General features: G+C 47.4%; 11 protein-coding genes. 2 read left to right on the forward strand and 9 right to left on the reverse strand.

The window, feature by feature from the left end:
* Positions 1-1,053: 1,053 nt before the first annotated feature.
* The 3 genes from SGI98_02860 to SGI98_02870 form a co-directional block, all read right to left on the reverse strand.
* On the reverse strand, positions 1,054-1,869 hold the full coding sequence (locus SGI98_02860) for an RHS repeat-associated core domain-containing protein (protein MDZ4742343.1): 816 nt from the start codon (positions 1,867-1,869) through the stop codon (positions 1,054-1,056).
* A 260-nt stretch (positions 1,870-2,129) separates the two neighbouring features.
* Entirely contained in the window at positions 2,130-3,917 is a 1,788-nt protein-coding gene (locus tag SGI98_02865; protein MDZ4742344.1) for an ATP-binding protein, read from the reverse strand.
* Between the two features lie 67 nt (positions 3,918-3,984).
* Positions 3,985-6,690, reverse strand: coding sequence for a valine--tRNA ligase (locus tag SGI98_02870; protein ID MDZ4742345.1), 2,706 nt, complete (start codon positions 6,688-6,690; stop codon positions 3,985-3,987).
* 99 nt (positions 6,691-6,789) lie between these two features.
* On the opposite strand from SGI98_02870, the gene SGI98_02875 reads away from it, so the two are divergent.
* The gene (locus tag SGI98_02875) at positions 6,790-8,511 is read left to right on the forward strand and encodes a carbamoyltransferase C-terminal domain-containing protein (protein ID MDZ4742346.1); all 1,722 of its coding nucleotides are present in this window, start codon (positions 6,790-6,792) and stop codon (positions 8,509-8,511) included.
* Here SGI98_02875 and SGI98_02880 read toward each other — a convergent pair.
* A complete protein-coding gene (locus SGI98_02880; protein MDZ4742347.1) occupies positions 8,506-9,624 on the reverse strand; it encodes a hypothetical protein in 1,119 nt (372 codons plus the stop codon). The genes SGI98_02875 and SGI98_02880 overlap by 6 nt on opposite strands.
* 178 nt (positions 9,625-9,802) lie before the next feature.
* Between SGI98_02880 and SGI98_02885 the strand changes: the two genes are divergently transcribed.
* Entirely contained in the window at positions 9,803-11,218 is a 1,416-nt protein-coding gene (locus SGI98_02885) for a DUF6056 family protein (GenBank protein MDZ4742348.1), read from the forward strand.
* 53 nt (positions 11,219-11,271) lie between these two features.
* On the opposite strand, the gene SGI98_02890 is transcribed toward SGI98_02885, so the two are convergent.
* The 5 genes from SGI98_02890 to SGI98_02910 all read right to left on the reverse strand — a co-directional run bounded on the left by SGI98_02890 (position 11,272) and on the right by SGI98_02910 (position 16,651).
* Positions 11,272-12,246, reverse strand: coding sequence for a WxcM-like domain-containing protein (locus SGI98_02890; protein ID MDZ4742349.1), 975 nt, complete (start codon positions 12,244-12,246; stop codon positions 11,272-11,274).
* Positions 12,236-13,183: a glycosyltransferase gene (locus SGI98_02895; protein MDZ4742350.1), complete on the reverse strand. Its 948-nt coding sequence runs from the start codon at positions 13,181-13,183 to the stop codon at positions 12,236-12,238. The genes SGI98_02890 and SGI98_02895 overlap by 11 nt, the downstream gene beginning before the upstream one ends.
* Positions 13,180-14,274 (reverse strand): DegT/DnrJ/EryC1/StrS family aminotransferase, encoded by a 1,095-nt coding sequence (locus SGI98_02900; protein ID MDZ4742351.1) that lies wholly within the window; start codon positions 14,272-14,274, stop codon positions 13,180-13,182. The genes SGI98_02895 and SGI98_02900 overlap by 4 nt, the downstream gene beginning before the upstream one ends.
* A 249-nt stretch (positions 14,275-14,523) precedes the next feature.
* Positions 14,524-15,372 carry a glycosyltransferase family 2 protein gene (locus SGI98_02905; GenBank protein MDZ4742352.1) on the reverse strand — a complete coding sequence of 283 codons (849 nt, stop codon included), beginning with the start codon at positions 15,370-15,372 and terminating at the stop codon, positions 14,524-14,526.
* A 13-nt stretch (positions 15,373-15,385) separates the two neighbouring features.
* Positions 15,386-16,651, reverse strand: coding sequence for a glycosyltransferase (locus tag SGI98_02910; GenBank protein ID MDZ4742353.1), 1,266 nt, complete (start codon positions 16,649-16,651; stop codon positions 15,386-15,388).
* Between the last annotated feature and the right edge of the window lie 98 nt (positions 16,652-16,749).

The raw sequence follows: 16,749 nt of genomic DNA on the forward strand, positions 1-16,749 counted from the left end.
TAGATTCCCCACGACATCATATGTCAAGACCGCACTTTCCCCATTCTGACTGTGTGATATGGATCAAGAGATTTAAGAAAGAATACCGTTTCCCTTCCGGTTCTTTTTGCACTGTGAACCCCCTACGCAACTTGCCCACGTTCCTGAGTAAAGGGTTATTGCGGGGCAATTCGTTTTAAATAATCTCAAATCTCAGCATGGCCCCTATTTATTTGTTTTAAATAATCTCAAATCTCAGCATGACCCCTATTTACGACATCATATGTCAAGACCGCACTTTCCGCATTTTGACTGTGTGATATTCATCAAGAGATTTAAGAAAGAATACCGTTCCCCTTCCGCTTTGTTTCGCACTGTGAACCCCTACGCAACTTGCTCACGTTCCTGAGTAAAGGGTTATTACGGGGCAATTTGTTTTAAACAATCTCAAATCTCAGCATGACCCCTATTCCTCGCACTGTGAACCCCCTACGCAACTTGCACACGTTCCTGAGTAAAGGGTTATTACGGGGCAATTTGTTTTAAACAATCACAAATCTCAGCATGACCCCTATTCCCAAATACCATACGACCACAATTCTGTCTCATATGATCAGAAAGAAAGTTTAACACGTAGATTCTTCCCGGACGTTTCTTTCGGTCGTGAACTGTTTCATTCGACCGGAAAGGCTTTCACCCGCGTGGCTCCCGACTTCGCCGGAGTTCGGTTGGCGTGGAAAGTTCATATTCTCACGTTATCTGACTCTTTAAACCTTTGACTGTGACGACACGCTTTTTGAGATTAATAATATCCAATCGATGAGACAAGCAAACAAAATTCCAAGTATAATCGACAAACAGGTCTGATGTGAAATGGTCAGACCATTATTAATAGCAAAAATAATTTCGCTCGGTATCCAAAATAAAAATCCGAATATTATTGAAAACCAATAGAGTAAACCTTGATAACCATCTGAATCATACTGCGCGCCATTGAAATAAACAATTACCTGCAAAAGTAAACCCACGAAAACATATGTTACAAAGAGATGTTTAACTATAAAACTTTTCATATTATTTAAAATTGCTTGATGGCACAGGTTTGTACCATCCAGGATTTTTAGAAGGTTGAGCTGATGGCCTTTTTGCTCCTGTTGCATTCAAAAGACCAGAAACGTATGAATTGGAGTTATAACTGTCATCCGGCAGATACCAGCTCTGATCTCCACCACTCTCCGCTGGCAGCAAATCATAATCTAAATTGTCAGAGTAATTTCTGTCAGATTTTAATAATGAACTTATAAATTGATCCTCTGTCATGTTTTTTGGGCATTCAATAGTTTCCGAATATGTATTTTTATCCCGTTTAAGATCAGTCTTACGATTCAAGTGACTCACCAGCTTACCACCATCTTCTGGTCCCGCACCAATTGTGGCATATGCCTTGCCATCTTTAGTCTTATTATAAAACTCTGAATGTTTTGACCATTTCAGCTGATTTTTAGGAATAATGGTAATCTTTGCATGATCTTTACTAGGTATAACAGAATGCGATTCAAGACGCACTTCCAACCCCCACTGATCGACCCAGTTCACCGGATTATTGGAGACATACCCATAAAGGTTAATCCCTCCAGCTTCCGCAATCGGATCGCGGCTTATCCATCTTCCCGTGTCAGCGTCATACGCCCGGTAAAGTGTCAGGTGCAATTTGCTCTTCTCATGATAGAAATGTCCCGTGAATTTAAAGTCGGAATCCACCGCGTTACTCGTCACGAGGTTATTCGATACCCGCCCATAAGGATCATAATCCCATACCCCGCGCAAATTGCCCGTGCTGTCGGTGTGAGTCAGAGCAGAGTTTAACCGCAGGTTAGCGTAGATTATCACAGGATTTCTTTCTACCACGAAGCTCACGAAAGACACGAGGATTTTAAAAATACTTTTCGCCTTTAACTACCCCCTTGCGCCTTGTAACTTTTCTCAGCTCACCCGGCCTATGGTGTGCCTTTGTCAATAAGGCCCTGACTTTTTCCAACTCCCCTTGGCCGTTGGCAAAGGCCTAACTAAATTCAGGTTTTAAGCAGTGCTTTATCTGGGAAAAGGAAGTCCAGTGCAAGGCGAACTTTGTATTTGGCGCAGTACCGTGATTAGCCGGTTGCGGAAACAGGACCGGAGGAGGAGCTGGCCGTGTCGAGGAGTTCATGGATCGCTTTCATGATGGAGTTAAAAGTAAATGGTTTTTCCAGCCATAAACATCCATGTATTTTGATTTGAGGCAGGACATTTTCGCGCATGATGTCACCACTGATGAAGATAAACTTTTCTTTTAACCGGGGAAATTGTCTGACCGCATTCTCATAAAACTCTAGGCCATCCATGCCGGGCATGCGGATATCGCTAATGACGAGATCAAATGTCACATTCTGCATCACGTCGAGCGCAGCAAATCCTGTTTTCACCTGCGACACCGTAAATCCCTTGATTTCCAAATAATCAGCAAGAGGCTCCACGACGAGGGGTTCATCATCGACGAGTAAAATATGGGTGGTGGATTTCAGGGGGCTCATGAGATCTGCGAGCGGATTCTCAGAATTGTTTTCGTGAAGGGAGGGCAGGGGTCCCATCAAAGGGAGTTCGATCAAGAAGACGGTCCCTTCGGGCGAAGTTTTTTCCAAGGACAAATTGCCCCCGTTATTTTCGATCAAAGTAGTAGCTAGGGAGAGGCCGAGTCCGGTTCCTTGTCCGACCTCTTTTGTGGTGTAGAAAGGATCAAAAATATATTTGCGAGATGGCTCGGGTATCCCGTGGCCATTATCACTGACACGGATTTCGATGATTTGGCCTTTACGCCGTACACTGATGACGATTTTGCCCCGAGCACCATCGCGGGGCATGGCTTGTTCGGCATTTGTCACGAGATTGATGAGGACTTGCTGGAGCTGTTGGATGCTGACATTGACCGGATAAGAGATCGTTTCGAGATCTAGCCCGAGCTCGATATCCTGGGTCCGGAGCTGATATTTTTTTAATCCGACGGTGGCTTGGATGATTTCATTGATTCCGGAGATCTCCTGACGCGGGGCTTCCTTGCGGGCAAAGGCGAGCAGGCCCTTGACGAGCTCAGCCGTGCGGATGGTTTCCTCGTAAATCGACTCGATGGAATTCACCATTTTAGTGTCCTGGGGAGGGCGAAGCATGAGGAGTGAGGCATGGCCGAGGATGGTTGTCAGGGGGTTATTGATCTCATGGGCGATCCCGGCAATCGCACGACCAAGCGAGGCCATCTTTTCGGACTGGATGATTTGCTCCTGCAATTTGCGCTGGTTACGGACATGGTGTTGTAACATAATGGAAAAAGCGACCATTTCGGCAAATACAGAGAGCAGATGCATCGTATTCTCGTCAAACGCATCCACCTCCATCCCATCGATATTGATGAGTCCCCACACTTCTCCGTCGATCAGGACTGGGATGACTAGTTCACTTTTCACATAATCAAAGAGGGGGTAGTAATGAGGGTCTTTTGACACATCAGGGCACAAGTAAGCTTCCCCCGTGGCGGCTACGATTCCGGTGAGTCCCTTGCCAACCGGGAGAAAACACTTCATTTTTTCTTCCGACCAGTCCGGGCCATAGCTTGAGACGATCCGGAGAAATTTGTGTTCATGATCCACCTCGACAAAAGAGCCGTGGATAGCCCCGACGATTTCGCACGCCTTTTGGATGATGAGGGGGATACTTTCTTCCAAACACTCTTTCTGGCGGATGTCGGCGAGTAACTCCCCGATATTGACCACCAGTGGGTCATGCTCTAACCCATACAGGCTCATGAGTTTAAAGGCGACGAAATCAGCGATCTCTTCGGTATCCTTTTTTTCACGGATACCGCTGATGATCTCACGGATTTGGATTAAATAGGGTCTAGGGTCAGCCATCTTGGAGCTACGAGAGCAATATACATACCAACACCGATCCCAGTTTTACCTGCACTCTCCGCTTTATCTATCCGAGTGAACCGAGCAGTTCCTCGACCTGAGTCTTTTTATCGGACCAGGTTTGGAGGCGTTGCTGGTGTTCCTCGAGGACTTTGGCAGGAACTTTTTCGGCGAAGGCGGGGTTGTCCAGTTTGGCTTTGACCTTGGTGATTTCGGAGATGGCGATTTCCAGCTCTTTTTTCAAGCGGGCCTTCTCGGCATCGACATCGATCAAGCCGTCGAGGGGCATGTAGAGTTCACCTAAGGCAGTCAGGACCAATGGGGTGCCTTTTGCGGGAGCAAATTGCGCGTCGAGGGAGATAGTCTCTGCATTGGTGAGCATCCGGAGGGTGGCCACGTCCCCATCCGACAGAGAGGCGTTTTTTAGGACGAATTTGACTTTTATATTCGATTGGATTTTGTATTCTGCGCGCAAATTGCGCCCGCGCCCGGCGGAATCATAAATTTTGCGGGTATGCTGGATTTTTTCGGTGAGCAAGTTGCCTTGGAGTATCGGGTCAATTTGCGTGGGCCATTCAGCAAACATGATATTATCCCCAAACCCGAGTCCGCTCCAGAGCTCTTGGGTGACAAACGGGGCATAAGGATGCAGCAAACGGAAAACGTGGTGCAGGACATAATCCATGACGGCACAGGTTTGATTTTTCAGCGAGGCATCGGCGAGTTGGGCCTTGGCTACCTCGATATACCAGTCGCAGTAATCACCCCAGAAAAAGTCGTAGAGCTCTTGGGCGGCGGCGCTGAATTCAAAAGTGTCGAGGAAAGTATTCACTTTGGTGATACACTCGGCGAGCTCTTGGAGTATCCATTGGTCGTATGCGGTGGGCTGGGCAATTTGCGCAAGGGGTTGGTTCGGTAATTCCTGCATTTGACGGAAACGAACAGCATTCCAGAGTTTATTACAGAAATTACGACCTTGTTCGGCTTGGGACTCGTCGAAACGGATATCCTGACCTTGCGGGGCGATCCGCATCAGGCCGAAACGCAGGCCGTCGGCGCCGTATTGGGCGATCAGGTCGAGTGGATCAGGGGAGTTCCCTAGGCTCTTCGACATTTTCCGGCCTTGTTTGTCACGGATGATCCCGGTGAAATAAACATCTTTGAAAGCGATGTTTTTAGCGATGTCATCAGTGCCGGAGGGTTCGAACTCTAACCCGGCGATGATCATGCGGGCGACCCACAGGAAAATAATGTCCGGTCCGGTCACGAGTGTGCTGGTCGGATAGAATTTTTTTAGAGTGGCGTCGTCCATCGTGGCGTAAGCCCAGAGCCAAGAGGATGCCCATGTGTCGAGGCAGTCGGTATCCTGTGTCCAGCCTTCACCGGGACACTCGATCTGGCAAAGCACTTCCCCGTCGTGGTACCACACGGGGATACGGTGGCCCCAGACGATCTGGCGGGAGAGGCACCAGTCCTGAATATTCTCCAGCCAGTGGGCGTAAACTTTTTCCCAACGATCTGGCCAGAAACGGATTTGCCGCTCGCGGACCACTCGTAGGGCTTCTTCGATCATCCGGCCCCCGAGCATTTTGCGATAGTCGAGGAACCACTGTTCGGACAGACGGGGTTCGATCGGTACTTGGCCGCGTTCACTAAATCCGACGTTATTTTCGTAAGGTTCTTCTTTGACGAGTAAACCCATGGAGGCGAGCATTTCGGCGGATTTTTTCCGCGCCTCGAAACGCTCGATGCCGTGGAGCTCGGGCACTTCTGGGCAATTAATTTTGCCGTCAGGGGTGAGGACATCGATAATCGGGAGATGATGGCGCAGCCCGATTTCGAAGTCAGCTTTGTCATGGGCGGGAGTGACTTTGAGGACCCCTGTGCCAAATTCAAAGTCCACGTGATCATCAGCGACTATCGGGATCTTTGTGCGGGGGAAAGGACGCCAGACGTGTTTCCCGACGAGGGCACTATAACGGGGGTCTTGAGGATTTACCGCCACACCCGTGTCACCCATGAGTGTTTCAGGGCGAGTCGTGGCGATTTCTAGAAATTGGCCGGGTTCCTCGACCACCTCATAACGCATGGTGAAAAGTTTTCCCTTCTGGGGGGTGGAAACGATTTCTTCGTCGGAAATGGCCGTCAATGAGGCCGGGCACCAATTCACCATTCGTTTGCCGCGATAAATGTAGCCACGAGTGTAAAGGTCGACAAAAGCTCGCTGGACAGAGCGGTGATAACTGTCGTCTAGGGTGAAGCGTTCACGTCCCCAGTCACAGGAGCAGCCGAGTTTCTTGAGCTGGTCGATAATGACTCCGCCCCGGTCGCGGGTCCATGACCAGATCAGTTCCAGTAAATCGCTGCGGGGGATGTGGTGTTTGGTCAGGGGGATTTTAGGTTTTCCGGCGGCTTTATCCCAGACGGCGTCGAGGGATTCGAGGGTCTCGCGGATTTTCGGGGGAAGCTCATCAGGTTTACGCAGGGCTTTTTCGACAGCAGTCTGGGTGGCGAGTCCCGCGTGATCGGTGCCCGGGAGCCAGAGGACTTCCTTGCCTTGCATGCGGGCGCGGCGGACGAGGATATCCTGAATTGTATTATTCAGGACGTGGCCCATTGTCAGGATGCCGGTCACATTCGGCGGGGGAATCACGATGGAATAGGCCGGTTTCGCGCTTTTGGGGTCAGCGGTGAAACAATTTGCACTGGTCCATGCGGCATAAATGCGTTCCTCAACGCCCTGTGGTTCATAAGCTTTAGCGAGCACTGTCATAGATATCCGCATTAAAACCAATTTTCCCCCTCCCCGCAAGCTTTTGAATAAATCATAATTTTATTGAGTATCACCCGATTTGAATTATGAAGCAAATCAATGAAAATATTGGCAATTAATCCGGGTCATGATGCAGGTGCGTGCATTTTTGAAGATTTTGATTTGGTCGCGTACGCAAAAGAAGAGAGGCTAAACCGGATAAAATCATGGGGTTATGAGATTCCTTGGCTGAGTTTAAAAGAGCTCTGGAGCAAGTGTCCTCCTGATGAAATTGATTGTCTGGTAATGCTCCGGGCGTCGATTCCTACGTCTTGTTATAAAAATCTATCGCACAGGCCATTACACTATCGTGCCCTCTACCATATTAATAAACTTTTGGGCAGGGAAAAACGATTGTCCATAGACGCTCAAATGAAGGCATCAGGAAAAGCGGAAAACGAGTTGATCGATTTTGGAAAATTGCGTCGTCTATTTGGCCTGCGTCCCGATTGTGAAGTGCTCTTTTCTAACCACCATTTATCACACGCCCTCCCTGCGATCTTTTATAGTCCTCGGATCAACCAAGGTATATCCTACACGGCCGACGGAGTAGGCGATTTTGCCTGTTATTCGTTATACCGGTTTGATCAGGAGAATTTTGATGAAGTAATCGGTGGGGACGAATCAATTTATCAGTCGACGGGTACACTAAATTCCATGGGCCGCTTTTACAGCCGCGTCACACGCGCCGCCGGGTATAAATCAAACCGGCATGAAGGAAAAATCACCGGTTTAGCCGCCTACGGTAAACCTTTGTTATTAGAGGAGTTAAGGGGGAAATATTTCCTGGATGAAAAGGGACAGGTTCAAACGTCCTTTAAAAATTATCAGGAAGCCGAGGATTATATTTTTGATTATGCCCGGACAATGGAGATGAAGGATATCGCGTCGTCCGCGCAATGTTTCCTGGAGGAAATCATGCTCCAGGCGGTGCAATGCCACCGCACCCGGGCTGGGGCGCATTTTGTCGGGCTCAGTGGCGGGGTTTTTGCCAATGTGAGGGCAAACCAGGTGATTGCCGAGTCGGAAGGTGTTGACGAGGTATTTATTTATCCAGCCATGGGGGACGAAGGTCTCGCCGTTGGTGCAGCCTTGGATATTTGCCGACGGAAATGGGGATGGAAAGAATTTATGTCCAAAAGACGGGACTTAGGAATGATTTATTACGGGGAAGAATTTTCCCAAAGGCAAATCGCGCATGCTGCCGAGGGTTTTGAAATTGAGGAACCTGAAAACATGGCTCGCGAGGTCGCCTGCCGGATTAATGAAAATAAAATCTGCGCATTATTCACCAAAGGAATGGAATATGGCCCGCGAGCTTTGGGTGCGAGGTCGATTTTAGCGACTCCGAAAGATAAAAACATTAATAAAACCCTCAATGAACGTCTCACCCGTACCGAATTCATGCCTTTTGCACCGGTCGTCAGGGCTGAGCGCCTGACAGAGGTCTTTAAATGCCCTCCACAATCCGAACGTGCGACAAAATATATGACGATCACGTGTCATGTCCAAGACCAATGGCGGGATAAAATCCCTGCTGTGGTGCATGTGGATGGGACGGCACGCCCACAATCTATCGAACGCCACGATAACCCCCTTTACTACGATATTATCGAGCAATTCGAGGAAGTCTCAGGATTGCCTTGCCTCATTAATACCAGCTTTAATGCTCACGAGGAACCGATCATTAATACTCCCCAAGAGGCTTTGCGTGCGCTCGCACAGCGACGGATAGATTATCTCGTCACCGACGAAATGATTATCTCGCGCAAAGAGTCATAATAATACAACCGACAGGTTTGATTCTTCATCAGGGGGCGCAGGCTGCTGCGGCATTGACTCAAGTACATTTTTAACCGGCACAAATTGTTTGCCTTGGTGGCGTGTAGTAGACATTTTGGATTGGGCTGGTTTTGTGAGGTTAATTGCCGGGATTCCCCGGGTGGATATGCCCTCAGAGAGATTTTTTGTCAGCGCAGCAATTTGCCCAGCGAATAACTCGTCCTTCTTTTGTTTTTGCTCTAGATTTTTGAGCAAGTGAGTAATCCCGCTGGCATCGGAAAACCCGAATTCAAGAGCAAGTTGCGTGGGGCGTTCTCCCCCGATCTTTGCCCGGAGCCAGATTTGAATGTCTCTTTGGGTGTCGGCGGGGATCAGCCGCGCAATTTGCTCGGCACGCTGTTTTGCTGCATCAGTCCTGAGCCATTTGCTTTCCATAATTCCCGACTTGTGGGAGATTTCTTCCCTGACACGGTTAAGTAATTCATCAGAGCCCAGTACGAGGGAAGCCCTGAGTTCCGAACGAAAATCAGGAATTTTCCCCTCTTGGGCCCAAGCCTTCATCATCGATTCATAATCCATTTGTGCAGAATCATTTACATCGGTAAAATCCGTGAGAAAATCATAGGTGAGATAGTCCAAACGTTCCTGCCCCCGACAATAAGATATATGGGAGGAATACGGATAATCAGACAATCGATCTAAGACGTTGTCCGGAAGTGTTACACCCATGGATTGGGTAAATGGTGCGAGGTGAATCGACGTAATAACTTTTTTGGCATAGAGTTCCGGGGATATAAGAATAGATTTATAACGTCCCGAAAACACATGACCGATCGATCGGTTAAAACGATTGATTCTGATGGTTGATGTTGTTTGGAGCCAACCGATGGACTCAGTCAGATTATTCCGGGGAGCTTGAAGGAATAGGTCATAACCAGTGGGGGAAATACTATAGGCATAAAGATTTAGGCCAAAATGGCTTACACAATCCTTAAGCGTCTGAATAAAGAGTTCGGCCAATGCCCCCTTTTTAAGTGTGGGTGTTTCGGCATTAGTACGGCTTGATATCCAATAAAAGGCATCAGAAAATTCAATACGAATGGGTCTAGGCATAATGCTGACCTAAAGTAAAACATAAGAGAAATCAAGCCTCGGCCCCAAATCTTTTTATTCTCTGATTAAATACTTGTCAAAATTTACTTGCCCTCAGAACTTAAGTATGAATGATAGGTGACACACTGACTCGATTAGCACAATTCATATTTTATATACGAGACGCTCTAACCAAACTATGACAAAATTCTTTTCTCTAAATCAGAAGGCATGGATATTATTCTGTGCCCTTGCGGTCATTCTTCCCTGCCTCTTAGGTTACTTCCACTGGCCTTATGCCGATGACCTGACAAATATCACCCAGATTGGGGAGTTCCCGAGCCGCTGGGATTGGTTTACCGATAAATATATGCACTGGACAGGTAGGGTGCTGACGACAGCCTGCATCGCCGTGAGTTTTTATTCGATTGAAACACATACCCTCCTATCCATGGCTCTGGGCGCAGCATGGGGATGCTGTGGTTTGATGATGTGGCCTGTTTTACGTTCGTTAACGGGCTTATCCCCTGAGAGTAAAGAAGATTGGAGGCAACGAGTGGCCTGTATGGCTGCTTTTGTTTGTTTTTTTTGGTCAAGCAGGGGTTATACAGGGGAGTGTTTTTATTGGCCCACAGGGGGAGCCGTTTACGGTCTGGCCCTTTTGTTAAATCTGGTCTGGCTGGTGGCTTTCCTAAACTTGATGAGGAGTAATAAGGCGGTTGGAAATATGAAAATGGCCTATTGGATAGTGGGTTCGATTCTCTTAGGGACATCACATGAACAACTTTCAGCTGGCGTCTTTGTCATTACAGGAATTCTTGCCCTTGGCCTCTGGGTAGGCTCCACAAAAAAGGAACGGGGTATTTTACTCCGGAATGCCGGGCCCATCTTGGTTGCTTACTTTATCGGATTGGTCCTGCTTTACATTGCCCCCGGAAATATCGCCCGATTCATGAAAGGGACAAACTCTACACAATTTGATTTCGCCCGCTTTTTCGAAAACTTCCTTTTGATTAATCAGACAATCATTCTTCATAAAACTGCGACCCACCTACTCTTGGGCGTATTGGCAGGGGTATTAATTGTATTTACCTCAGGGCCCTTGAGGCTGGTGGATGGGCGGCTGTCTTGGAAATGGATTCACACCGCCTTAGTCCTTGGTTATATGGCCAATATCCCCATTATTTATATCCTGAGCTACGTAGACAGGCGCCTCTATTTTTTCCCGGGGATATTTTTATTTATACTCGGTGCCGGTCTCGCCCTCCCTATGGCTGGCTGGGTGGCGGACCGTACCAGTTCACTCGGCCAATTAAGATTGCGCCTCTTAGCTAAAAGCATGGTGGCGGCATTCCTCATAGCTATCGTGATTTTTATGGGGGTGGAATTCTCGCGCGCTGTGAATTACCGTCATGAACTGGAGTCTGTCCACCTTGAGATGATGAAGTATCAAGGGACGGATACCGATGTCGTCGTGATCCAGGCAGAGCCCAAAAGCCCGCGCCTATTTGGGCGTTGTGATTTTGGGGGAGATCCGAATGATTGGATCAATAAGGGGACAGCGACCTACTATAAGATCCGGTCGCTACGAGAGATTCCCCCGGCACAACATTAATGGCCTGGGTAAAAACTTTAGCCAGTGCGGCTTAAAGTTCTGATGAAGACGAATCAAACCCCTGAGGTCTTATTGCGGATAATGGAGATAAATTCATCATAATTACGGATGTAATCATCCGGATCATAATGATCCGACGCAAAGACGAGAAGAATCGCATCAGGCGAGTATTTGTATTGAATACCCCATACAAGAGGGGGGAGATAGATACCTAAGTCGGGGGAATCAAGGATCACTTCGCAACGGCGCTGTCCGTCATCAGCGACGACAGCGCAACTGCCCTTAATACAGACCAGAAATTGGTGACATTTATGGTGGGCATGTTCGCCCCGGGTCCTTTTACTCGGGACATTAAAAACGATAAAATAACGTTTGGGTTCAAAGGGAATTTCATTGGGGAATTCCCCAGCTGAGAGGTCTCCCCGCAGGTCTTGAACCAGTTTCATACGGTGCAGAGTGACACCTGTGACCCCGATCGGTGCGGGAGGTACTGGTGATTCACCAGGAATGACCACGGGGGGCGCCAGTGTTTTGGCAACCATTCCCGACTGTGTGTTATTGTCCACATATCCGGTGATTTGTGCAGGATTCCCTGTGACAATCGCATAGGGGGGGACCGAGCTTGTCACGACGGCTCCCGCCCCGACCATGGCGCCCCTCCCGACGGTGATACCGGGTAGGAGCACAGCACCTGCGCCGATTGATGCCCCGATTTCGATCACGGTTTTCAAGAATTGACCGGGGAAAATTTTCGAACGGGGGAATTTATCATTAGAAAAAGTCACGTTTGGCCCGACAAAGGCGTTGTCAGCAATCCTGACCCCATCCCAGAGATAAACCCCTGATTTGATGGTAACCTTGTCACCGACCACTACGTCATTTTCAATGAAGCAGTGGGCACAAATATTCACATCACATCCAATCTTTGCACCGGGCAGGACAACGACCGATTGCCAGATTGTTGTGCCTTGGCCGATCTCTTTTGACTGCACATCAGCTGTATCATGGATTTTCGGGCTAGTGGACATGGTCTTTTCTCCTATTCATTAAGCGGTGTGAGATAACAGCTAGGGGCCTGTTTTTGCTATTTTCATAACTCCTCCATGCATAGGTCCCGACCAAACCTAGACCCAGGAGGTTCAGCGCACCAAAAAAAAGCACAACGACCATGGTGGCGGCATAACCCGGGACTGCGACAAAACCCAACAGCCTGGCCGTAACAACAAACACGGCTAGGACTCCAGCGAGTGTGCAGCCAAATATGCCTGTATGAGTAAGGATCCGGATCGGATAGTCGGTAAAAGAAAAGATGCTATCCATCATATAATCAAGCTTCCTACGGAAGGACCAGGACGACTTTCCTTCCTCGCGTTTCAAGCGTTTGTAACTGAAAGTTTTCCTCCGGAAACCTAGCCAGAAAATCAGGGCTATCAGGGAGGAATGGGATTCTTCAAGTTTAAGGAGGTGCTCTTTAAAAACCCGGTTACACCCAAAAACATCTACGCCGCCCGGGGGCATTTCACGAACCACTAACCACCGATAAAGGTTCCAGAATATTCCCGAGCAAATGCGGGAGAAAAAAGGATCATTACGCCCGTTTCTCGTTCCAATGGCGACATCACATTCATCTGCATCGAGTGATTTGAAAAAGGACAGTAATAATTCGGGAGGCTCTTGGAGATCGGCAGCTAATGCAGCACAGTAATCCCCTTGCGCCGATTGAAGACCCGTGCGGATGGCTTGGAATGAGCCGAAGTTGCGTGAATGGGCGATGAGCTGGGCGGAAAACTCCATGTGCTCGAGTTCACGGCGTAAATAGACAAAAGACTGGTCTGGACTTCCATCCACCACAAAAACAGCTTCCATTTGGTCGTTTAAAAACTTATTTAAGTCAGACAGCACCCCGATGAGCCGCGGCAACGAAGCCTCATTTCTGTAGATGGGAATGATAATGGAGTATTTCATGGTTGCCACTCGTTGATTGTCTCGATTACCCGGTCCACATCTGCATCGGTGAGTTCCGGATAACAAGGTAAAGTCAGAATCTCTCCGGATAACTCTTCCGTATGGGGTAAAATAAGCCCGTTATAACGATCTGCAAAAACAGGCTGTTTATGGTCTGGAATGGGGTAGTGCACCTCGCAGCCGATACCTTGGTTAAGCAAGTGGGCCTTCAATAAATCACGTTGGGGCGAGGAAACAACAAACAAGTGCGCTACATATTTGGGGCCGGAATGGAAGGGAGGTATCACGAGAGTGTGGCGAATGCCAGAGTTATACCGTTCGGCAATTTGTCTTCTCCGATCATTGGCCGCATCCAGACGCGGGAGTAAAGACAGTAGAATGGCCGCCTGCAACTCGTCTAAACGGCTATTACGCCCACCGGAGAGTTCGGTTTTGTACTTTGATGTCCATCCGTATTGCCTGAGCTGAGAAACTTTCTCTGCCACATCAGAACGGTCGGTAATGACGGCACCTCCGTCACCAAGAGCCCCCAGGTTTTTTGTCGGGTAAAAGCTGAAGCTAGCTGCATCACCAAAAGAGCCAACCCGTTTCAGCCCGACCCTGGCGCCGTGGGCCTGGGCGCAATCTTCCAAAAGGGGAATTCCCGCTCTTGCACAGAGATGACTTATCTCTTGAATGTCGGGGACAGCCAGGCCGTATAAGTGGGTGACTATCACAGCTTTTACACCCGACTGGAGAGCCCGCGAGACTTCCTCCAGTGAAGTGTTGCGGGTAGCAAAATCAACATCGAGGAAAAATGGTTTAGCACCGAGAGCAGTAATGGCGTTGGTTGAATACATGCCTGCATTGGCGGTCGTTGCCACAAGGTCCCCCCGACTGACTCCCAAAGACTTCAACGCTAACTCAATGGCATCTGTTCCATTAGCCACACCAATACAATGGAGTACGCCATTATATTCGGCAAATGCCGATTCAAACTTTTTGAGTTGTGGCCCGAGTACAAACCACCCACTTTTCAGTACATCATCCACTGCCCCCCTGATCAGATCATGGTTTGCTGTAATCCGAGCTGAAAGATCGTTAATTTGCATGGGTAATGGTGGTGCCCGTTAGCTGATTTATTCCGCTCAAGACTCACGGTGAAAAGACGGAATATCTAGGTGTACGCAGAGCAAAGATATTATTCAAGTACTGAATTTGGTGGTCAGGCGAGAATGCTCATAAACGGGTGGGGAATCGAATTATCCCTAGAAGAAAGCGGAGGATTAATGTCCTCGGGACTAATGATCAGATTTAACATACAATGAGTCTAGCCTCTACCCTAAATGAAGTAACAACAATTACTCTTTGAATGAAGCCCATATTTTATCCCATTTTGCAGATTGTTCAGCAGTAATGGAACGTCTGCGATGGGTAGTGGGCAAGTCTAATCCACACTTTAGGGTAATGAAATCAAATATTATTTTACAAAATTGGCTAGCAATAGCCATTCCGCCCTTGAAGATTTGTTTGTGTTTTAAGGCATCTTGCCACAATGCGCGGCTAAAGTAGAAACGACCTCGAAGGGCTTTTGAAAATGTCATATTCTCTTGATGATATCCAAAGAGAATCTGGTTTATGCTACCGAAACGACTTGTCCGATACGTCCGTAAAAGTAATTCCTGATCTTGTGCTTTCAGACTTGTTGTATTGTAAGGATATTTTCTAAACCATTCGGTCTTGCCCATCCATGTCGGGTGGGGCAGATAAAAACCACTTCTGGGCCTTGAAACAATTTGCTCGTGTGTTAAGTGAATAGGGAAGGTTCCTATTCCCTTCCCATAATGATCAAAGACGACTGCACCACAACCAATGAGGTCGACAGAGGGATTTGTTTCCAAAAAATTAGCCTGTTGGGCCAATCGCTCCGGATAAGAAATGTCATCCGCATCCATTCGCGCATAATATTTCCCCCGGGCAATTTGTACGGATTGATTTAATCTCGCGGGCAATCCCAGATTTTTTCCATCAGAGAGGATGTGAATTCTTTCGTCCTTAAAACCCCGTGCAATTTGCAGCGACCCATCCGATGAGCCGTCATCAAGAAGAATCAATTCAAAATCCTCAAATATCTGATTCAAGGCAGAGCGGATCGCCACGGACAGGGTTTCCGAGTTGTTGTAGAATGGAATAGCAACTGAAATGAGCATGGACTATTAATGATTACCTTTTAGATGCTTCATATACTTCATGGTAGAGTCTGGCATACTTTTCACCGACGCTTTTGGAATTACAATATTCATTAATATGGGTACGTGCAGACGACGAGAGGTTTTTGTATCGGACCGAGTCCTCTAATACCCAAAGCAAACCTGCAAGCAAGTCATTATTATCCATAGGTTTTGCCAGATATCCATTCATTTTATGTGCAATGAGATCACTAATGCCTCCGACATCATAGGCAACAGCAGGAACACCACATGACATGGATTCTGTGATTGTGTACGAGAGTGATTCGCTCTTTGAAGCGGTTATAAAAACATCTGAGGCATTATAAATTTTAACAAGTATGGCCTCGTCTATTACCCTCCCAAAATGATAATAACGCAAAGGATCATTAAAGGGTGAATCCGTAGGAGGTACAGCCCCGAATGTTAAAATGAGAGGATTCAAATCCGGGTGGTTATGGAATAGCATTTGAAAAACATCAATCAGTCTCTTATCCCCTTTATTTTCAAGGTCAATGATGGAATTGGTTAATGAACAGAGAATCAATGGACGATTAATTGGTAATTTCAATTCAAGTCGTGTCTGGCATTTATCGAGTGGAAAATAAAAATTTGTATCAAGAGGATTAGGAATTACCTCGATACGCATATCCTTCATTAATGAACTCTGGCATGCGAGCTGTTGCATCCAATGGCTTGGAACAACACCTGTAATTTTCATTTTCCGATAGGTCTTATATTTCCTATTCCAGCCTGAAGCCGATAAATCGTCATCTTCTGTTGAGCCTAAAACAGGGCATCGCCCACAAGATTCCCTGAATCGCTGGCAATCATATGTAATGTGACATCCCCCTGTAAATGGCCAAGCATCATGCATTGTCCAAACAATTGGCTTCATGATTTTTGGTAGTGCCTCAATTCTTAAAAATGCACCAGTAATCCAATTTAAATGGACGAGATCGGGATTTATGGACTGAATAACAGAGGGGGTCTCAGATGGCATCCAAGACAATGAAAAAGGGTGGAGTGAACGCCTAGGATAAAATCTCAACCCTATATTATCCAGACGGTGGCTCCACAAAGCCCAAGCATCAAACTGGGACGGTAATGTAGGGATTATATCTGTACACTGGCTGTATTTGAGATGACGGACCAGTAGTGCGCTTTTGATGTCCGTGCTTTTTAATGAATCCAAAATCCGTCTTGAAGCGATGGCCGCACCTCCTCCTCCGTCATGGGTATTGACTATTAATACATTCATTTAGGAGGGAAAATTCACTTGCGTCCACTAACGCATTTTAAAGGTTGGTGTTTGCTTCGAAAAACAGAAAGAAAGGCAAACAACTCGATTAATCTTTT

The organism is Verrucomicrobiota bacterium, from assembly GCA_034440155.1.
Classification (GTDB): domain Bacteria; phylum Verrucomicrobiota; class Verrucomicrobiia; order JAWXBN01; family JAWXBN01; genus JAWXBN01.

What these genes read in the sequence shown, in the direction of transcription:
- SGI98_02905 (MDZ4742352.1), bottom strand. Translation starts at nt 15,372, where the DNA reads ATGCTCATTTCAGTTGCTATTCCATTCTACAACAACTCGGAAACCCTG.
- SGI98_02875 (MDZ4742346.1), top strand. Translation starts at nt 6,790, where the DNA reads ATGAAAATATTGGCAATTAATCCGGGTCATGATGCAGGTGCGTGCATT.
- SGI98_02885 (MDZ4742348.1), top strand. Translation starts at nt 9,803, where the DNA reads ATGACAAAATTCTTTTCTCTAAATCAGAAGGCATGGATATTATTCTGT.
- SGI98_02895 (MDZ4742350.1), bottom strand. Translation starts at nt 13,183, where the DNA reads ATGAAATACTCCATTATCATTCCCATCTACAGAAATGAGGCTTCGTTG.
- SGI98_02910 (MDZ4742353.1), bottom strand. Translation starts at nt 16,651, where the DNA reads ATGAATGTATTAATAGTCAATACCCATGACGGAGGAGGAGGTGCGGCC.
- SGI98_02890 (MDZ4742349.1), bottom strand. Translation starts at nt 12,246, where the DNA reads ATGTCCACTAGCCCGAAAATCCATGATACAGCTGATGTGCAGTCAAAA.
- SGI98_02900 (MDZ4742351.1), bottom strand. Translation starts at nt 14,274, where the DNA reads ATGCAAATTAACGATCTTTCAGCTCGGATTACAGCAAACCATGATCTG.
- SGI98_02865 (MDZ4742344.1), bottom strand. Translation starts at nt 3,917, where the DNA reads ATGGCTGACCCTAGACCCTATTTAATCCAAATCCGTGAGATCATCAGC.
- SGI98_02870 (MDZ4742345.1), bottom strand. Translation starts at nt 6,690, where the DNA reads ATGACAGTGCTCGCTAAAGCTTATGAACCACAGGGCGTTGAGGAACGC.
- SGI98_02880 (MDZ4742347.1), bottom strand. Translation starts at nt 9,624, where the DNA reads ATGCCTAGACCCATTCGTATTGAATTTTCTGATGCCTTTTATTGGATA.